We start from the raw sequence: 16,715 nt of genomic DNA, 5'->3' as shown, positions 1-16,715 counted from the left end.
CAGTAGGGATCCCCAATGAGTTTGGCTCATGATTTAAGAGTATTGGAGTTAGAGTCTCAAGTTGAGTTGCTAGAGCGTTTACAGCTTTTAACTAACTTTGGTTCAAACTTTGTAAATGTTGCTGGTAAAACGGGTTCTGGCCGATCTTGGTTAGCTCAGCGTTATCTTGAAGCATGGTCGACAGAAAAAAATCAGTGTTTACTGCTTTGTCACCCAAGCCAAGACGATCAACAGCGCCGCGCACTTATTCTTAGTCAGATTGTTTCTGACCCACTCTTTAATCAACATGATTCTTTATCTGATAGCCTTGCTAGGTTACTGGATGGAGATACGTGTAATGTGCTTATTGTCATTGATGACGCCCACCGATTGTCTGAGCTACTGGTATCAGAATTATGGATGTTGGTACTTGAATCTCAATCAAACCCTCAATGGACGATTAATATCGTTCTGTTCTCGCAAACTGGTCACCTAGACACGCTATTAACACGACTTAGTTACGGTCAGCCGCACAAACCTATCGCCCTTGAGATCGATGATCTTTCGCAACCAGAAGCTGAACATTTCTTTGAGTCACTGGTGATTCGATATGTCGATGATGAGTCAGAATCTCGGGTGAGAAATGCATTTAAAAAAGCGCAACCTTTGCCCGGTGAGCTAATGGCCTTAGGAGAATTGAAAGTGGAAAAAAGGATTATTATTCGCTCAATCATTGGTTCACCTATCAATATTGCGATTGTGGTGGCGTTGTTGTTGCTTGTTATCGGCGGCGGTTACTGGTGGATGTTTAATCAACCAACGCCTGACGATAAAGCGCAATCTATTATCGCCCCTATTGAGCAGACAGTTATTCCAACGTTGGAAGTGGAAAATGTAACTGAGCAAGCCACAATCGACGGAACTGTCGATTCTGAAGCCGAAGTTGATATGAGTTATCAAGGTGCTGACGATGACAGCTCTTCTCTGCCGCCGGTCGTGGTTGAAGAGACAGCCAGTGTTGGTCAGGTAGAACAAGACCAGCAACGTGTGGTGATCACCTCTGATGTGGTCGATGCTTTGCTTGATGATAAACCTGAGAGTGTTGATACCAGTGCAATTGAAGCTGTAGTTGAAGAAAAGACAGATGCAGTCGTTATCCCGCAGCCTGATGTTGTGGAACGTGAGTCATTGCCGGCAACGAATGAAGGTTCAGAGCTAACACAATCAGCACCTCCGATAAAAAAAATCACATTTTCATTTGCACGCGAAGAGCTACAAGCTATCTCGCCGCGCGCTTATACCCTGCAGTTGAGTGCGATGACATCATTGGAAGATGTACAATCTTTCATTGAAGAGTATGAGCTTGAGAACAAGGTTCGTATTTACCCAACACTTCGTAACGACACCAAGTGGTTTATTATCACTTATCAAGATTACCCAACGATTCAAGTGGCGCGAGATGCGGCAAGTGCGTTATCAAAACCACTTCAACAGTTGGAACCTTGGGCAAAATCGATGAATCAAGTGCATCGAGAGATAGAACGTGCGAAATAACCCTGAGCTTAGCCTCAAAATATGTTACATTCCGCAGCCTTATTTTTGAGTTGATAGATAGAGCAGTAAATGAAAAAGCAGCGTGCCTTTCTAAAATGGGCTGGTGGTAAATATGGCCTAGTTGAAGACATCCAACGTCACCTGCCACCTGCTCGTAAATTGGTAGAACCGTTTGTCGGTGCCGGATCAGTATTTCTGAATACTGATTTTGAACAGTACCTACTTGCAGATATTAACCCTGATCTTATCAACCTATACAATCTACTTAAAACCGATCCTGAAACCTATATCACTGAAGCGAAGCGTTGGTTCTGTCCGGAGAATAACCGTAGAGAAGTGTTCTTAGATGTTCGCGCTGAGTTCAATGGTACAGATAACGTTATGTATCGCTCGTTAGCTTTCTTGTACATGAACCGATTTGGCTTCAATGGCTTGTGTCGTTACAACAAGAAGGGCGGTTTTAACGTTCCGTTTGGTTCTTATAAAAAACCTTATTTCCCTGAAGCCGAGCTAGAGTTTTTTGCTGAGAAAGCGAAAAAAGCCACCTTCGTCTGTGAGGGGTACCATGAAACCTTTAGCCGCGCGCGTAAAGGTTGCGTGGTTTACTGTGATCCTCCATACGCACCGCTGTCGAACACGGCTAACTTTACCTCTTACGCAGGTAATGGTTTTAGCTTAGATGACCAAGCTGCACTGGCGGATGTCGCTGAAAAAGCGGCGATGGAACGCGATATTCCTGTCTTGATTTCAAACCATGACACCACCTTAACGCGCCGTTTATACCATGGTGCGGAACTGAACGTGGTCAAGGTTAAGCGCACGATTAGCCGGAATGGCGCAGGGCGCAATAAAGTTGATGAGTTACTGGCGCTTTTCCATAAAGAGAAAAACCAGCAACACGCTTCAACAGAATTGTCGTCGTCAGAATAATCCTCTAACTCATTAAATTGAGTGACCCACGGGTACTTTCTTAAACTAATCTTTCGAACTGCTAGGATCTGCTTAGGTGCTTAGGTAGAATTGCACACCAAATAGTCTTGGGATTGAGTCTTGTACTTGTGTATGAGAGGTCACAAGGCGGTGATATTCGCAATTTACTCACTCTTAAGAGGTTTGGTATGAAAGATTTTCTAATCGCTCCATCGATTTTGTCTGCAGATTTTGCTCGTCTTGGTGAAGACGTCGAAAAAGTACTCGCAGCCGGTGCCGACGTTGTGCACTTCGATGTGATGGATAACCACTACGTACCTAACCTGACTTTTGGTGCACCGATCTGTAAAGCATTGCGCGACTACGGCATCACAGCTCCTATCGATGTTCATCTAATGGTTAAGCCAGTAGACAGCATCGTACCTGAGTTTGCCAAAGCTGGCGCATCAATGATTACCTTCCACGTTGAAGCGTCTGAGCACGTTGATCGCACTCTACAGTTAATCAAAGAACACGGCTGTAAAGCGGGTGTCGTACTTAACCCAGCAACGCCACTTTCTTGCCTTGATTACATCCTAGACAAAGTCGACATGATTCTACTGATGTCAGTGAACCCTGGCTTTGGCGGTCAATCTTTCATTCCTCATACTCTTGATAAGCTGCGCGCTGTTCGTAAACTTATTGACGAATCTGGCCGTGATATCCGCCTTGAGATTGATGGCGGCGTGAAGGTTGATAACATCCGTGAAATTGCAGAAGCGGGTGCAGATATGTTCGTTGCGGGTTCCGCTATCTTCAATCAACCAGATTACAAAGAAGTGATTGATGAGATGCGTTCAGAGCTTGCAAAAGTAAACGCATAATCGTAAAACTACAGATAGATTGAATATTAAGGGGCTCATTGGCCCCTTTTTTACGTCTTGGAGCTCAACTCATAAGACGAACATAATAAATAGGAAAGTAAGATGTCATTAAGCTCAATAAAACTGATTGCCTTTGATTTGGATGGAACCTTGTTAGATAGCGTGCCTGATTTGGCTGTTGCCGCTGATCAGGCTTGTCAGGAACTGGGTTTTTCTTCTGTAAGCGAAGAGCAAGTTCGCGACTACGTGGGTAATGGTGCTGACGTTCTTATCGGGCGCTCACTGAGCCGCAACTTGACGGTTGATCCAAACCTAGAGCCTGAACTGCTAAAGAAAGCGCGTATCTTGTTTGATGATTTTTACGAGCAGAGTGGCCATAAGCTGAGCCACCTTTACCCATCAGTAAAAGAAACGTTAGCTGAGTTGGATAAAGCGGGCTTCACCATGGCGCTTGTAACAAACAAGCCATCGAAATTTGTACCAGCCGTTCTGGCGCAACACGATATTGATAAGTACTTTGTTGATGTGTTGGGTGGCGACTCTTTCCCAGAGAAAAAGCCGAATCCAGTGGCGTTGAACTGGTTGCTAGAAAAGCACAATGTAAAAGCTGAAGAGATGCTGATGGTTGGCGATTCAAGCAATGACATCAAAGCGGCTAAGAATGCTGGCTGTCACTCGTTTGGTCTGACATACGGCTACAACCACGGTGAGTCGATTTCAGTATCAAACCCTGACTATGTCGCAGACAATATTGCGCAATTACTAGATGTCGTTCTAGTTTCAGCATAAAGCGGATAAAAGTTAGCTAACCTACTAGCAAAATACTTATCAATGAGTACACTGGATGAGCCGTGCAGAAGAGCTGTACGGCTTTCTATTTTAAAGTTAAGAAGCTAAGTTTTTCAGATACTAGGTTAAGAAACTAAGTTAACGAGCTTAGCTAACAAGCAAAGGAATTAAAACCATGAGCAAGCCCATCGTATTGAGTGGTGTTCAACCATCTGGTGAACTAAGTATCGGTAACTACTTGGGTGCTCTACGTCAATGGCAACAGATGCAAGATGATTACGATTGCCAATACTGTGTTGTAGACCTTCATGCAATTACGGTTCGCCAAGATCCGAAAGCACTGCACGAAGCGACTCTAGACGCATTAGCAATCTGTCTTGCTGTCGGTGTTGATCCAAAGAAGAGCACGCTATTTGTTCAGTCACACGTACCAGAGCATGCTCAACTTGGTTGGCTTCTTAACTGTTACACGCAAATGGGTGAACTGAGCCGTATGACTCAGTTTAAAGATAAGTCTGCACGTCACTCAAACGACGTAAACGTAGGCCTATACGACTACCCAGTGTTGATGGCTGCAGACATCCTGCTTTACGGTGCTCACCAAGTGCCAGTAGGTAGCGACCAGAAACAACACTTAGAGCTAGCGCGTGATATCGCAACTCGCTTTAACAACATTTACGGTCCTGAAACGCCAATCTTCCAAGTACCAGAACCTTACATTCCAACAGTGAATGCACGTGTAATGAGCCTGCAAGATGCGACGAAGAAGATGTCTAAGTCGGATGACAACCGTAAGAACGTGATTACTCTGCTAGAAGAGCCTAAGTCGATCATCAAGAAGATCAACAAAGCGCAAACCGATGCAGAAACGCCACCACGTATTGCTCACGATTGGGAAAACAAAGCAGGTATCTCTAACCTAATGGGTCTTTACTCTGCGGCGACGGGTAAAACGTTTGAAGAGATCGAAGCGCAGTACCAAGGCGTTGAAATGTACGGTCCATTTAAGAAAGATGTAGGCGCAGCATTGGTTGAGATGCTTGAGCCGATTCAATCTGAATACCACCGTATCCGTGCTGACCGTGCTTACATGGACGCAGTAATGAAAGCGGGTGCCGAAAAAGCCTCTGAGCGTGCTGCAGTAACACTGAAAAAAGCATACGAAGCGGTAGGTTTTGTTACTCGCCCATAGGGTTTACTAAAACGACTCGTTTAGAAATTCAAGCCCAAAGTGACTTTGTTTACTTTGGGCTTTTTATTGCCCGCTCCATTTACCTTCCCAGTAAATCTCTTGTTTGAATTGATAATTTAAGCATTATCTAGCTAACACATTCATCATACTAATGCTGTGCAGGTGATCTTATTTGGTATCCTCAAGCTTTATAAAGTCACTCTTGTTTCTATATATGTTGGAAATATAAAACGTGCCAAACAATTGATGATTCCAAAGTGATAAGTTCCTCATTTTCTTGCCAACTGACTTATTCCTTTCATAAATAAACCTGATAGTTACCACAAAATACATGACTGCCCATAGATGGCAGTGACTATAAATCGATGAACTTAGGTGAAACGGATGGCTCTTTTACATAAACCTTCATTGCTAGCAGTGGCAATTGGTAGCTTGTTAACCACAAGCGCACACGCTGATTTGTTTATTTCACAATATGTGGAAGGCGGCAGCTATAACAAAGCGGTTGAGATTGCCAATAACGGCGATAGCAGCATTAATTTAGATGGTTACTCGTTGGCGAAGTCTGCGAATGGTAATGGATCATGGGGCGCCACTTTACCTTTGAATGGCCACGTTTTAGCGCCCGGTGAAGTACTTGTGGTTGCGCACACCAGCGCAAGTGACGAAATTAAAGCGGCGGCTGATATTCTTAACGCGTCGATTGCTAATCACAATGGTGACGATCCGCTGGCTATCTTGAATTCAGATGGTTCGGTGCACGATGTTGTCGGTTTGATGGGCGATGTGGACTGGGGGAAAGATGTTACTTTGGTTCGTGCTAAACAAACACCTTCTGCGGCGTTTGATGCTTCGCAATGGGTATCGTTACCTAAGGACAGTATTGAAGGGCTAGGTTCACTAGACAATGTAGAGTTGCCTGACGCGTTTGCCTGTACACAAGATGGCTCTGACCCAGTATTCACCACCATTCAAGAAATCCAAGGCGAGGGTGCAACATCACCATTCATTGATGGCTACCCGTACATCACTGACGATGAATACTTCGTCAAAGGTGTGGTAAGTGCAGTCACTACTGGCATAACCAAAGGTTTCTACCTGCAAGCACTTGAGGATGACTTCAATTCAAGCACTTCTGAAGGTCTATTTATCCACACCAATCAATCGAGTTCAGAACTGGCTGCGGGCGATGTAGTGTGTGTGAAAGGTAAGGTTCAAGAGTATTACAGTCATACTCAGTTTAAAGTTGAAAACAACCAATGGCTTAAGCAGGGCGAGCAACAAGCGCCTGAAGCGACAGCAATTGAAGCCTTAGACAGTGACGAGAACTTCGCTGTAACGCTTGAACGCCATGAAGGCATGTTGGTGAAAACAACCGAAGCGCTTGATATGCGTGTAACGCGTACCTTTGGTTATGACTACGCAGGTCGTCGTAACAACATGGTACTGGCACATGAGCGTATTAACATGCAGCCGAACCAGTTATCTGCAGCTGGCTCTGAAGATGCGAAACAGCAAACTAAAGATAACGCAGGCCGTCGTCTTTTTGTTGAAACCGATCAAAAAGCCGGTGACGGACAGGTTCCTTTCTATCCAGACTTTGGCCGTACCGATATTGACCAAGATGGTTCAACAGAAGACTACATCCGTATCGATGACACCATTGTTGGCCTAGAAGGTGTACTGACCTACAGCTACGGCGAGTATCGCTTAGTGACAACCAACCAGATCTCGGCTGAGAACTTTGTACGTAATGACCCACGTACTGACAAGCCTGATATGGATGAAGGTGATCTACGTATCGCGACCTTCAACGTATTGAACTACTTTAACTCTCCATTTGGCGGTGACGCGAACCAACACGGCAACAACCGTGGCGCGAACACCATCACTGAGTTTGAGATGCAGCAAGAGAAGATTGTGAACGCGATTCTTCGTCTAGATGCCGACATCATTGGTTTGATGGAAATTGAGAACAACGGTTTTGGTGAAGGCTCTGCCATTCAGCAGCTTGTAAATCAACTGAATGATCGCATTGAGCGTAAGAAAGACCGTTATACCTTTGTGGCAGTGGACTCTAACGAAGATGGCGTAACCGACGAGATGGACTCGATTGGTACTGACGTCATTACAACAGGTGTTATCTACCGTAAGAAAGTGGTTAAGCTTAAAGACAGCCGTGTTATCGCGATGCCAAGCCAACAAGCGCCAGAAGTGTTAGACGATTCAGGCAAGGTGATTGAAGACGGTAAGAACTATCAACGTGACTCATTGGCGCCAACTTTTAAAGTGAAAGGCACCAAAGAGAAACTGACCGTTGCGATTAACCACTTTAAATCGAAAGGTTCTAAGTGTTGGGAAGATGCAGCCCCTGTCGAACAGGGCGGCCAAGGTGGTGTTGACGCCGATAAGCAAGGCTCATGTGAGAACTTCCGTGTGGCTGCTGCGGTTGCACTGGGTGAAGCGCTAGATGGCATCAAAGGCCATAAAGTGATTCTGGGTGATATGAACTCGTACGGCATGGAAGACCCAATGCTGGTACTGACGGATTACTCTGAAGAGAAATACGGTAAGCAAATCAAAGCGGCGCGTAACACTTACATTGACGGTGTCGAGCAGTTTGGTGATAACGGCGCGGTGATTACTAAGAACTACGGCTACATTAATGCTGTGGCTCAAAAGCACCCAGACAGCTGGAGCTACTCATACAATGATGAGGTTGGCGCTTTGGATCACCTGTTGATCAGCGACAGCCTGAAAGACATGGTGGTGGATGCGACTGACTGGCACATCAATGGCGGTGAATCGAAGTTGCTTGATTACAACGAAGAGTTCAAAGGTGATCTGCCGAAGTACCAAGATCACTTCCGTTCATCGGATCATGATCCGGCAGTTCTTGAGCTTAAGGTCGGTGGTTCATTCGGCTTAGGTGCCCTGATGTCACTATTTGGCTTAGCAATGTGGCGTCGTCGCAAATAGCTCAATCACAAATAGATTGGCTTGCCATACAAGTAAGCCAATTCAGATAACTTAACGCTATCTGTAAACAATTAAGGTCAACTTAGGTTGGCCTTAATTATTGGCGAAATGCAGTTTCCACTTGCCTTTCGCCATGGGTATTGCACAATACCGCCCCTATATCTTCCAATCATTTAGTATTTAGCAAACGATTTCGACCCATGTTACTTATCATCGATAACTACGACTCTTTTACCTATAACTTGTATCAGTATTTCTGTGAGTTAGGGGTAACTGTAAAGGTTGTACGCAACGATGAGATTGATATCGCGGGCATCGAGGCGCTGAATCCTAGTCATCTTGTTATCTCGCCGGGTCCTTGTACGCCGGATGATGCGGGTATTTCTCTGCAAGCGATTGAACACTTCGTTGGCAAGTTGCCGATCTTAGGTGTGTGTCTTGGTCATCAAGCCATTGCTCAAGTCTTTGGTGGTGAGGTGGTGAGAGCCAGACAAGTGATGCATGGTAAAACCTCTCCGATCCGTCATAACGGTAAGAGCGTTTTTCAAGGTCTCAATAACCCTCTAACTGTGACTCGTTACCACTCCTTAGTGGTGAAAAACGGCACATTACCAGACTGTTTTGAACTCACGTCTTGGACTGAATTTGAAGATGGCAGCATGGATGAAATCATGGGTTATCAACACAAAACCTTGCCGATTGATGCGGTGCAATTTCACCCTGAGTCGATTAAAACAGAGCAAGGACACCAGCTTCTCGCTAACTTCCTAGCACGCTGAGTGTTTAAATTTGACTCTTTCTGCGTCTAAATAAGCCAGTTAAACCTGTTACCCCATTCGTTAAGCGTTTAAATTCGGGCGCTACGCGTCTCTTACTCCTCTGACGCCGATCACTTTTTATAACATTTCTCTATCTTCAGGCTAAGTTTTTAGCCTATGCAAAATTATTCGCCTTATTTCGTCTCGAACCCTATATACCGCAATGCCAGTAAGGGTTTGCTATTGCTGGTTATGCGTTTAGGTAAAAAAAGCTTCATAAAACAGATTAATTGATGCATAAATAGTCATAGGTAGTGACGTTTAGCTGGTTGTTAGGGATGGCTAAAGAATAATCTACTATTGAAAACGTTAATTAAATGTAAATATAATGCTACAGCGGGATTATGGCGAGAGAAAATATCTTTGTCTCACTTATGAACCAGTACGCTTATTTGCGAAGCTTGCGGTATCGAAAAGGAATGTACGATGACAGTGGAAAAAAAAGTAGAACGTAGTCTGTTTAATGAGGTGATGGTGCCTTGTTATAACCCAATGGAAATGATCCCGGTAAAAGGGGAAGGCGCACGCGTTTGGGACCAACAAGGCCGAGAATATATCGACTTTGCTGGTGGTATCGCTGTGAGCTGTTTGGGTCACTGTCATCCAGCAATGGTTAACGCAGTTACTGAGCAAGCAAACAAGATTTGGCATTTAAGTAATGTCATGACCAACGAACCTGCATTGCGTCTAGCGAAGAAGCTAACCGACGTATGTTTTGCAGAAAAAGTATTCTTTGCCAACTCTGGTGCAGAAGCGAACGAAGCAGCCTTGAAGCTAGCTCGTCGTTGGGCTGCGGATGTTCACGGTCCTGAGAAATCTGAAATCATTGCATTCAAACAAGGTTTCCACGGTCGTACTTTCTTTACTGTAACTGTGGGTGGTCAAGAGGCTTACTCTGATGGCTTCGGTCCTAAACCGGGCGATGTAACTCACCTGCCTTACAACGATATTGCAGCGCTAGAAGCGCACATCTCAGATCGCACATGTGCAATCATGATGGAACCTCTGCAAGGCGAGGGCGGTATCATCTCTCCAACATCTGAGTTCGTGAACACGGTTCGTGAACTGTGTGACAAACACAATGCGCTGCTTATCTTTGATGAAGTGCAAACAGGTAATGGCCGTACGGGTAACTTTTACGCTTACCAAGGCCTAGGTGTAACACCTGATATCCTAAGCACTGCGAAATCACTAGGTGGTGGTTTCCCGATCGGCGCAATGCTAACAACGTCTGAACTTGCAACACACCTAAAAGTGGGTACGCACGGTTCGACTTACGGTGGTAACCCACTGGCGTGTGCCGTTGCTGAAGCGGTTGTTGACGTAGTAAGCCAACCTGAAACGTTGGCTGGCGTGAAAGAACGCGAAGCACTATTCCGTGATGGTTTAGCTAAGATTAACGACAAATACCAAATATTCAGTGAAGTTCGCGGTAAAGGCCTATTGCTAGGCGCTGCGCTTAATGAAGCATGGCAAGGTCGTGCTCGTGATGTATTAGTAGCAGCAGGCGAACAAGGCTTGATGGTACTGGTTGCGGGTGCAAACGTGGTTCGTTTCACGCCATCACTGGTTATTACTACACAAGAAATTGAAGAAGGTTTATCAAAACTAGACAAAGCAATCGCTACGTTAGTTTAGCCTGAGCGGCGTCATAGGATGGTCGCCATTAGAGCGATCCCATGACGTACTGCTAAAGGCCCAAGCTTCTGGTTTTGGGCCTGTTTTGCATCTGGAGGGAATATTGATGCTAGTTGTTCGCCCAATAAAATTATCTGATTACGATGCGCTGCATACCTGCGCGGTTGAATCTGGTCACGGATTCACATCTCTTCCGGTTAACGAAGAACTGTTAACTAACCGAATTACTCACTCTGAATACAGTTTTGCCAAACAAGACGTGACTGAACCCGGTGATGAAGGCTACCTAATGGTTGGCTTCGACACTGAAACGGGAGAAGTCGCAGGTACCACCGGCATCGAAGCCTCAATTGGCTGGGATGTTCCGTTTTACTCTTACCACATCAGCAAAGTGGTTCACTCATCGCAAAAGCTTGGCGTGAATAACGTCGTTAAGCTGCTGACTTTCGGTAATAACTACACCGGATGCAGTGAGATCTGCACACTGTTCTTGCGTCCAGCTTTCCGTGGTGGATTGAATGGTCGTTTGATGTCGAAGTGTCGCTTCCTGATCATGTCTGAACACCCAGAGCGTTTCTCGAAAACGATTTTCGCTGAGATGCGTGGTGTATCGGATGCGGAAGGTAACTCACCTTTCTGGCAATGGCTGCAAGAGCACTTCTTCTCAATTGATTTCACGCTTGCAGATTACCTCACTGGTATCGGTAAGAAAGGCTTCATTGCTGACCTAATGCCAAAGCTGCCTATCTACGTGAACCTACTGAGCAAAGAAGCTCAGGCGGTGATTGGAGAGGTACATGATAATACACGCCCAGCACTTAAGTTGTTGGAACGTGAAGGTTTCACTAACCGTGGTTATGTCGACATCTTTGATGCAGGCCCAACGGTTGAGTGTGATTTAAGAAACATTGAATCAGTGCGTCATGCGATTCGAGCTCAGGTGAAAATTGCAGAGCACTCCAGCTCTAAAGACTTCCTAATTGGTAATACCTCATTTGAGAACTTCCGCGCAGTAGCCGCGAAAGGCGCGTATGACCAAGCAAGCGACACAGTGATTTTATCATCTGAAGTAGCAAGCGCTCTTGAAGTAAAAGAAGGCGAATTCGTTCGTATGTTGGCTCAATAAGAGCGGCGATTATCTGTCGAAGATTTTAAGGATAGAAGTATGACTCAGTGGATAGCAGGACAGTGGGTGGCAGGTCAAGGCGACGCCATGACATCAGTAAGCCCATACAACAATGAAGTCGTGTGGCAAGGCGATAGTGCAACACCAGCGCAGGTTGAATCTGCAGTAGCAGCGGCTCGTGATGCGTTCTTAGTTTGGAAGAAACTGAGCTTTGCAGAGCGTGAAGCGATCGTGTTGAACTTTGCTGAGAAAGTAAAAGAGAACAGCGAAGAGATAGCACAGATTATTGCAAAAGAGACGGGTAAACCGATTTGGGAAACTCGTACTGAAGCGGGCGCGATGGCGGGCAAGATCGCTATCTCTATTCGTGCATATCACGAACGTACTGGTGAAGCTTCACGTGAAGCGGCAGGTAACCAAATCGTACTGCGTCATCGTCCATTAGGCGTTATGGCGGTATTTGGCCCTTACAACTTCCCAGGCCACCTACCTAATGGTCATATTGTTCCAGCACTGCTATCGGGTAATACCGTGGTATTTAAGCCGTCAGAGCAGACACCTTGGACAGGTGAATTTGCGATGAAGCTATGGCAAGAAGCTGGCCTTCCTGCTGGCGTGATCAACCTAGTGCAAGGCGCTAAAGAGACAGGTATCGCACTAGCCGATGCTAAAGGTCTTGATGGCGTGCTATTCACGGGTAGCGCGAATACTGGTCATATCCTTCACCGTCAATTCGCGGGTCAACCGGGCAAGATGCTGGCACTAGAGATGGGTGGCAACAACCCGATGGTGATCAGTGACCAATTTGGTGATGCTGACGCGACGGTTTATACCATTATCCAATCGGCTTTCATCAGTGCAGGTCAACGTTGTACATGTGCTCGTCGTTTGTATGTTCCTGTTGGCGAGAAGGGCGATCAACTGCTCGATAAGCTTGTTGCGGCTACTTTGAAGATTCGTGTTGATCAGCCATTCGCTGAGCCCGCACCCTTCATGGGCCCACAAATCTCTGAAGCGGCGGCTAAGTTCATTTTGGACGCGCAAGCTAATCTGCAATCACTAGGTGGTGTAAGCCTAGTTGAAGCAAAAGCGGGCGAAGCGGCGTTTGTTTCTCCGGGTATTATCGATGCAACCAACATTGCTGAGTTGCCAGATGAAGAGTACTTCGGCCCATTGCTGCAAGTGGTTCGCTACCAATCGCTAGAGCAAGCAGTTGAACTGGCTAATGACACGCGCTTTGGTTTGTCTGCTGGCCTAGTTTCAACCGACGATTCGGAGTGGGAATACTTCGTTGACCATATCCGTGCGGGTATTGTTAACCGTAACCGCCAGCTAACAGGCGCAAGTGGTGATGCACCATTTGGTGGCCCGGGTGCTTCAGGCAACCTACGCCCAAGTGCTTACTACGCGGCTGACTACTGTGCTTACCCAATGGCGTCAATGGAAGGTGGTGAAACTCAACTGCCAGCTACGTTTAGCCCAGGTATTGAGCTGTAGTTTTGGTTCTTAAGCTTTAACTTGATGAATCATAAGCTTATGAGCTCTAGGTTCATGAGTAACAGATTCATTGATTGATTGTGTAATAAGGAAGCGGTGTTATCGCTTCCTCTTTTCACCCACGTCCGACACCTCGATTGGGCGGTAGATAATAATAGAACAAGTATGTCACAGGCTGATGGCTGCTGACTCTATGTCCAGCCTCTCCCTTTCTAATCCAAATTACTAGCTTGCTAGAACCTCTGACAAGGAGTCACCATGACGCCCGATCTACTCTTTAAATCACTATGGGACGATTACATTCACAGGCTTTGTCCATCGGCTGAGAAAGTACATCACTTGCTGAAAGAAGACGAAGCCCTGATTAACGATCACATTGCACTGCGTACTTTCAATGTTGCACCGCTAGGTATTGAAACACTGGCTAAACCTTTCCTTGAGTTAGGTTACAAGGCGTGTGGCGATTACTTATTTGAGAGCAAGAAGCTAGTGGCTAAGCACTACGAGCACCCAGATCCAAACCAACCAAAAGTGTTCATTAGTGAGTTGAAGGTCGAAGAGTGTTCAAGTGACCTGCAACAGATCGTTGCTAAGTTGGTTGAGCAAGTGGATGCTAGCAAACTGCAAGGTCATGAATTCTTGTTTGGTGGTCGTCTTTGGGATTTGAGCTTCGCAGATTTCCAAGTGCTAGCAAAAGAGAGTGAGTACGCTTCTTGGCTAGCCGCTCATGGTTACGGTGCAAACCACTTTACGGTGAGTGTGAACCAGTTAAATAAGTTCGATGAAGTGCAGGCCGTGAATGACTATCTGAATGAGTCGGGATTCACTATCAATGTATCTGGCGGCGAGGTGAAAGGCTCTCCAGAGGTCTTATTAGAGCAATCATCAACAATGGCAGATAAAGTCCCAGTTTCATTTGTTGAAGGCAATGAGATGATTCCTGGCGGCTTCTATGAGTTCGCTAAGCGTTATGCGATTGCCAATGGTGAGCTTTATACCGGATTTGTCGCGGCATCAGCTGACAAGATCTTTGAAAGCACCAACGGTTAAAGAAAGATACGAGCACGGGCTTTGCCCTAGAGGTGCGGGTACGCTTCGCTTCGAGATACTTTAGAATAGTGAAGTCCGATTTCTAACTTTGCTTCCCGCATCTGTTCTCTAGATATTTAGAAAACAAAAAAGCCACCAAATTCGCATTTGGTGGCTTTCAAATTTTTGGCTCAGTTAATCGAGATTAACGAGTGCCGTATACCACGATAGTCTTACCGTGTGCAGAAATTAGGTTCTGCTCTTCTAGCATCTTCAAGATACGACCTACGGTCTCACGAGAACAACCAACAATCTGGCCAATCTCTTGACGAGTGATCTTGATTTGCATGCCGTCAGGGTGAGTCATTGCATCTGGCTGTTTTGCTAGGTTTAGTAGCGTTTGAGCGATACGACCTGTTACGTCAAGGAACGCTAAGTCACCAACCTTTTGGCTAGTTACTTGTAGACGGTTTGCCATTTGCGATGAAAGACGCATTAGAATATCTGGGTTCACTTGGATAAGTTGACGGAATTTCTTGAAAGAAATCTCAGCCACTTCACAAGGAGATTTTGCACGAACCCATGCAGTACGCTCTTGGTCTTCTTCGAACAAGCCAAGCTCACCGATGAAGTCGCCTTGGTTTAGGTAAGAAAGAATCATTTCCTTACCTTCTTCGTCTTTGATAAGAACTGCCACAGAACCTTTAACAATGTAGTACAAGGTTTCTGCCTTTTCACCAGCATGAATCAAAGTACTTTTTGAAGGGTACTTATGAATATGACAGTGTGAAAGGAACCACTCTAATGTTGGATCGGTTTGGGGTTTACCTAGAACCATAATATCTTACTTCCTCTGCAGGGTATGCTTGCCGCTTTCCATATTTTAGCTAAGCCTGAATTGACGTAGCTAGGATAAGAGCACTCGTTGAGTGCTGCAAGCTATCTTGTGTTTCGTTTAAGAATAGTATCCTTTTTCAGGTACTATTTCTTGATTTTAATCGTGACCAAGCTACGATTTTTTACGCAAAATTGTGCACATGATCACGGTATGAAAAGTAATCAACCAGAATGTTGTTTTGTTAGCCTATTTTACCGGTTTCTATAAGTTGTTGCAGGATCGGCCTTACAATGAGCTCCATAGCAAAACTCATCTTGCCTCCTGGCACCACAAGTGTGTTATGACGTGACATAAATGAGCCATCAATCATAGCCAACAAGTAAGGAAAATCGACGTTTTTGATGCCGCGCAAACGTATAACCACGAAGCTTTCGTCTAAACTTGGGATCCCTTTTGCATTCAGTGGATTTGATGTATCTACGGTAGGGACACGCTGAAAGTTGATATGAGTTCGCGAAAACTGCGGGGTAATGTAGTTAAGGTAATCATCCATTGAGCGAACAATAGAATCCATCACCGCTTCGCGAGAGTGACCACGATCGCGTGTGTCACGAACGAATTTCTGGATCCACTCCAAGTTTACGATAGGTACCATGCCGATAAGCAGATCGACGTGTTGAGAAACATTGATGTCACCATCGACTACGCCACCGTGAAGACCTTCGTAGAACATCACATCCGAGTTTTCAGGGATCTCTTGCCATGGCGTAAAGGTGCCGGGCATTTGATTGTAAGGCACGGCTTCATCGAAGGTATGCAGATAGCTACGGACTTTTCCCGTGCCTTCATTGCCGTATTGACGGAAGAAATCTTCTAATGCACCAAAATCGTTAGCTTGTGGACCAAAGTAGCTGATGTGCTTACCTTGCTCGCGCGCCTTACGGATCTCGACATCCATCTCTGGTCGAGTGAAGCGATGGAAACTATCCCCTTCAACCCAAGCTGCCTTCACGTCCATCATATTGAACATTTTTCGGAAGGCTTCTGAGGTAGTGGTGGTGCCGGCTCCAGATGAACCCGTCACCGCAATAATTGGATGTTTAGCGGACATGACAACCCTTGTCTTTTGAGTAACTTACTTGTTAGCAATCGTTTACCACTATAACACGGCTCCTTTATGAGCGCAGCTTAGAAGCGTTTTGTGACTTGAATATCAACGGTTTCATGCAGTTCAGAAAACACGATACTCACTTCTCCTGAGGCTAATTGATGTTTCACTTGGTCAATTTTGTTTTGCAGTGAAACTTCTACGTCACCATAGTCTGTACCTTCACGCAGTACGAATTCTTTGATGAGGTTTTCCAGTGTCTCTGGCGCAATGTCTTGCCACGGGATGATCATAAATACTTCTCTCTTTTATGTTCATGGATAGGTTTATTGTTGTAGAAATGAGTGAGCTTAGTAATATCTTTACTGCTATTTA

At 45.4% G+C, this 16,715-nt stretch carries 14 protein-coding genes; 11 read left to right on the top strand and 3 right to left on the bottom strand.

Annotated elements, in window-relative coordinates; all coding sequences use genetic code 11:
• Positions 1–15: 15 nt before the first annotated feature.
• The 11 genes from OCV30_RS14175 (at position 16) to OCV30_RS14125 (ending at position 14,415) form a co-directional block, all read left to right on the top strand.
• On the top strand, positions 16–1,533 hold the full coding sequence (locus OCV30_RS14175; protein ID WP_065679724.1) for an SPOR domain-containing protein: 1,518 nt from the start codon (positions 16–18) through the stop codon (positions 1,531–1,533).
• A gap of 69 nt (positions 1,534–1,602) precedes the next feature.
• Positions 1,603–2,463, top strand: coding sequence for a Dam family site-specific DNA-(adenine-N6)-methyltransferase (locus OCV30_RS14170; protein WP_012604942.1), 861 nt, complete (start codon positions 1,603–1,605; stop codon positions 2,461–2,463).
• A gap of 188 nt (positions 2,464–2,651) precedes the next feature.
• Positions 2,652–3,326 (top strand): ribulose-phosphate 3-epimerase, encoded by a 675-nt coding sequence (rpe, locus tag OCV30_RS14165; protein ID WP_009848911.1) that lies wholly within the window; start codon positions 2,652–2,654, stop codon positions 3,324–3,326.
• A gap of 102 nt (positions 3,327–3,428) precedes the next feature.
• Complete coding sequence (locus tag OCV30_RS14160; RefSeq protein WP_009848912.1) at positions 3,429–4,115, top strand: phosphoglycolate phosphatase; 687 nt, start codon at positions 3,429–3,431, stop codon at positions 4,113–4,115.
• Positions 4,116–4,290: 175 nt separating this feature from the next.
• Positions 4,291–5,307, top strand: coding sequence for a tryptophan--tRNA ligase (trpS, locus tag OCV30_RS14155; RefSeq protein ID WP_010435234.1), 1,017 nt, complete (start codon positions 4,291–4,293; stop codon positions 5,305–5,307).
• 384 nt (positions 5,308–5,691) lie between these two features.
• Complete coding sequence (locus OCV30_RS14150; RefSeq protein WP_065679723.1) at positions 5,692–8,286, top strand: ExeM/NucH family extracellular endonuclease; 2,595 nt, start codon at positions 5,692–5,694, stop codon at positions 8,284–8,286.
• 200 nt (positions 8,287–8,486) lie between these two features.
• Positions 8,487–9,065: an aminodeoxychorismate/anthranilate synthase component II gene (locus OCV30_RS14145; RefSeq protein WP_065679722.1), complete on the top strand. Its 579-nt coding sequence runs from the start codon at positions 8,487–8,489 to the stop codon at positions 9,063–9,065.
• A 465-nt stretch (positions 9,066–9,530) separates the two neighbouring features.
• Positions 9,531–10,742 (top strand): aspartate aminotransferase family protein, encoded by a 1,212-nt coding sequence (locus tag OCV30_RS14140; RefSeq protein WP_012604934.1) that lies wholly within the window; start codon positions 9,531–9,533, stop codon positions 10,740–10,742.
• 106 nt (positions 10,743–10,848) lie between these two features.
• Positions 10,849–11,868, top strand: coding sequence for an arginine N-succinyltransferase (astA, locus tag OCV30_RS14135; protein WP_029223029.1), 1,020 nt, complete (start codon positions 10,849–10,851; stop codon positions 11,866–11,868).
• Between the two features lie 39 nt (positions 11,869–11,907).
• Positions 11,908–13,365: a succinylglutamate-semialdehyde dehydrogenase gene (astD, locus tag OCV30_RS14130; RefSeq protein WP_012604932.1), complete on the top strand. Its 1,458-nt coding sequence runs from the start codon at positions 11,908–11,910 to the stop codon at positions 13,363–13,365.
• Between the two features lie 258 nt (positions 13,366–13,623).
• Positions 13,624–14,415 carry a DUF1338 domain-containing protein gene (locus tag OCV30_RS14125; protein WP_065679721.1) on the top strand — a complete coding sequence of 264 codons (792 nt, stop codon included), beginning with the start codon at positions 13,624–13,626 and terminating at the stop codon, positions 14,413–14,415.
• A 184-nt stretch (positions 14,416–14,599) separates the two neighbouring features.
• Here the strand turns inward: OCV30_RS14125 and crp are convergent, their stop codons facing one another.
• The 3 genes from crp to OCV30_RS14110 form a co-directional block, all read right to left on the bottom strand.
• Positions 14,600–15,232, bottom strand: coding sequence for a cAMP-activated global transcriptional regulator CRP (crp, locus tag OCV30_RS14120; RefSeq protein WP_017036097.1), 633 nt, complete (start codon positions 15,230–15,232; stop codon positions 14,600–14,602).
• A 241-nt stretch (positions 15,233–15,473) separates the two neighbouring features.
• Positions 15,474–16,343, bottom strand: a complete 870-nt coding sequence (locus OCV30_RS14115) for a phosphoribulokinase (protein ID WP_012604929.1) — start codon at positions 16,341–16,343, stop codon at positions 15,474–15,476.
• Positions 16,344–16,420: 77 nt separating this feature from the next.
• On the bottom strand, positions 16,421–16,633 hold the full coding sequence (locus OCV30_RS14110) for a YheU family protein (RefSeq protein ID WP_010435208.1): 213 nt from the start codon (positions 16,631–16,633) through the stop codon (positions 16,421–16,423).
• Positions 16,634–16,715 lie beyond the last annotated feature (82 nt).

Source organism: Vibrio atlanticus (genome assembly GCF_024347315.1).
Lineage (GTDB): Bacteria > Pseudomonadota > Gammaproteobacteria > Enterobacterales > Vibrionaceae > Vibrio > Vibrio atlanticus.
Note: the sequence above shows the minus strand (reverse complement) of the source record. Positions and strands in the feature narration are given on the sequence as shown.

Bases quoted from the DNA above. Each gene is read 5' to 3' on its own strand.
- OCV30_RS14175 (WP_065679724.1), top strand. From the start codon at position 16: ATGAGTTTGGCTCATGATTTAAGAGTATTGGAGTTAGAGTCTCAAGTT.
- OCV30_RS14170 (WP_012604942.1), top strand. From the start codon at position 1,603: ATGAAAAAGCAGCGTGCCTTTCTAAAATGGGCTGGTGGTAAATATGGC.
- rpe (WP_009848911.1), top strand. From the start codon at position 2,652: ATGAAAGATTTTCTAATCGCTCCATCGATTTTGTCTGCAGATTTTGCT.
- OCV30_RS14160 (WP_009848912.1), top strand. From the start codon at position 3,429: ATGTCATTAAGCTCAATAAAACTGATTGCCTTTGATTTGGATGGAACC.
- trpS (WP_010435234.1), top strand. From the start codon at position 4,291: ATGAGCAAGCCCATCGTATTGAGTGGTGTTCAACCATCTGGTGAACTA.
- OCV30_RS14150 (WP_065679723.1), top strand. From the start codon at position 5,692: ATGGCTCTTTTACATAAACCTTCATTGCTAGCAGTGGCAATTGGTAGC.
- OCV30_RS14145 (WP_065679722.1), top strand. From the start codon at position 8,487: ATGTTACTTATCATCGATAACTACGACTCTTTTACCTATAACTTGTAT.
- OCV30_RS14140 (WP_012604934.1), top strand. From the start codon at position 9,531: ATGACAGTGGAAAAAAAAGTAGAACGTAGTCTGTTTAATGAGGTGATG.
- astA (WP_029223029.1), top strand. From the start codon at position 10,849: ATGCTAGTTGTTCGCCCAATAAAATTATCTGATTACGATGCGCTGCAT.
- astD (WP_012604932.1), top strand. From the start codon at position 11,908: ATGACTCAGTGGATAGCAGGACAGTGGGTGGCAGGTCAAGGCGACGCC.
- OCV30_RS14125 (WP_065679721.1), top strand. From the start codon at position 13,624: ATGACGCCCGATCTACTCTTTAAATCACTATGGGACGATTACATTCAC.
- crp (WP_017036097.1), bottom strand. From the start codon at position 15,232: ATGGTTCTAGGTAAACCCCAAACCGATCCAACATTAGAGTGGTTCCTT.
- OCV30_RS14115 (WP_012604929.1), bottom strand. From the start codon at position 16,343: ATGTCCGCTAAACATCCAATTATTGCGGTGACGGGTTCATCTGGAGCC.
- OCV30_RS14110 (WP_010435208.1), bottom strand. From the start codon at position 16,633: ATGATCATCCCGTGGCAAGACATTGCGCCAGAGACACTGGAAAACCTC.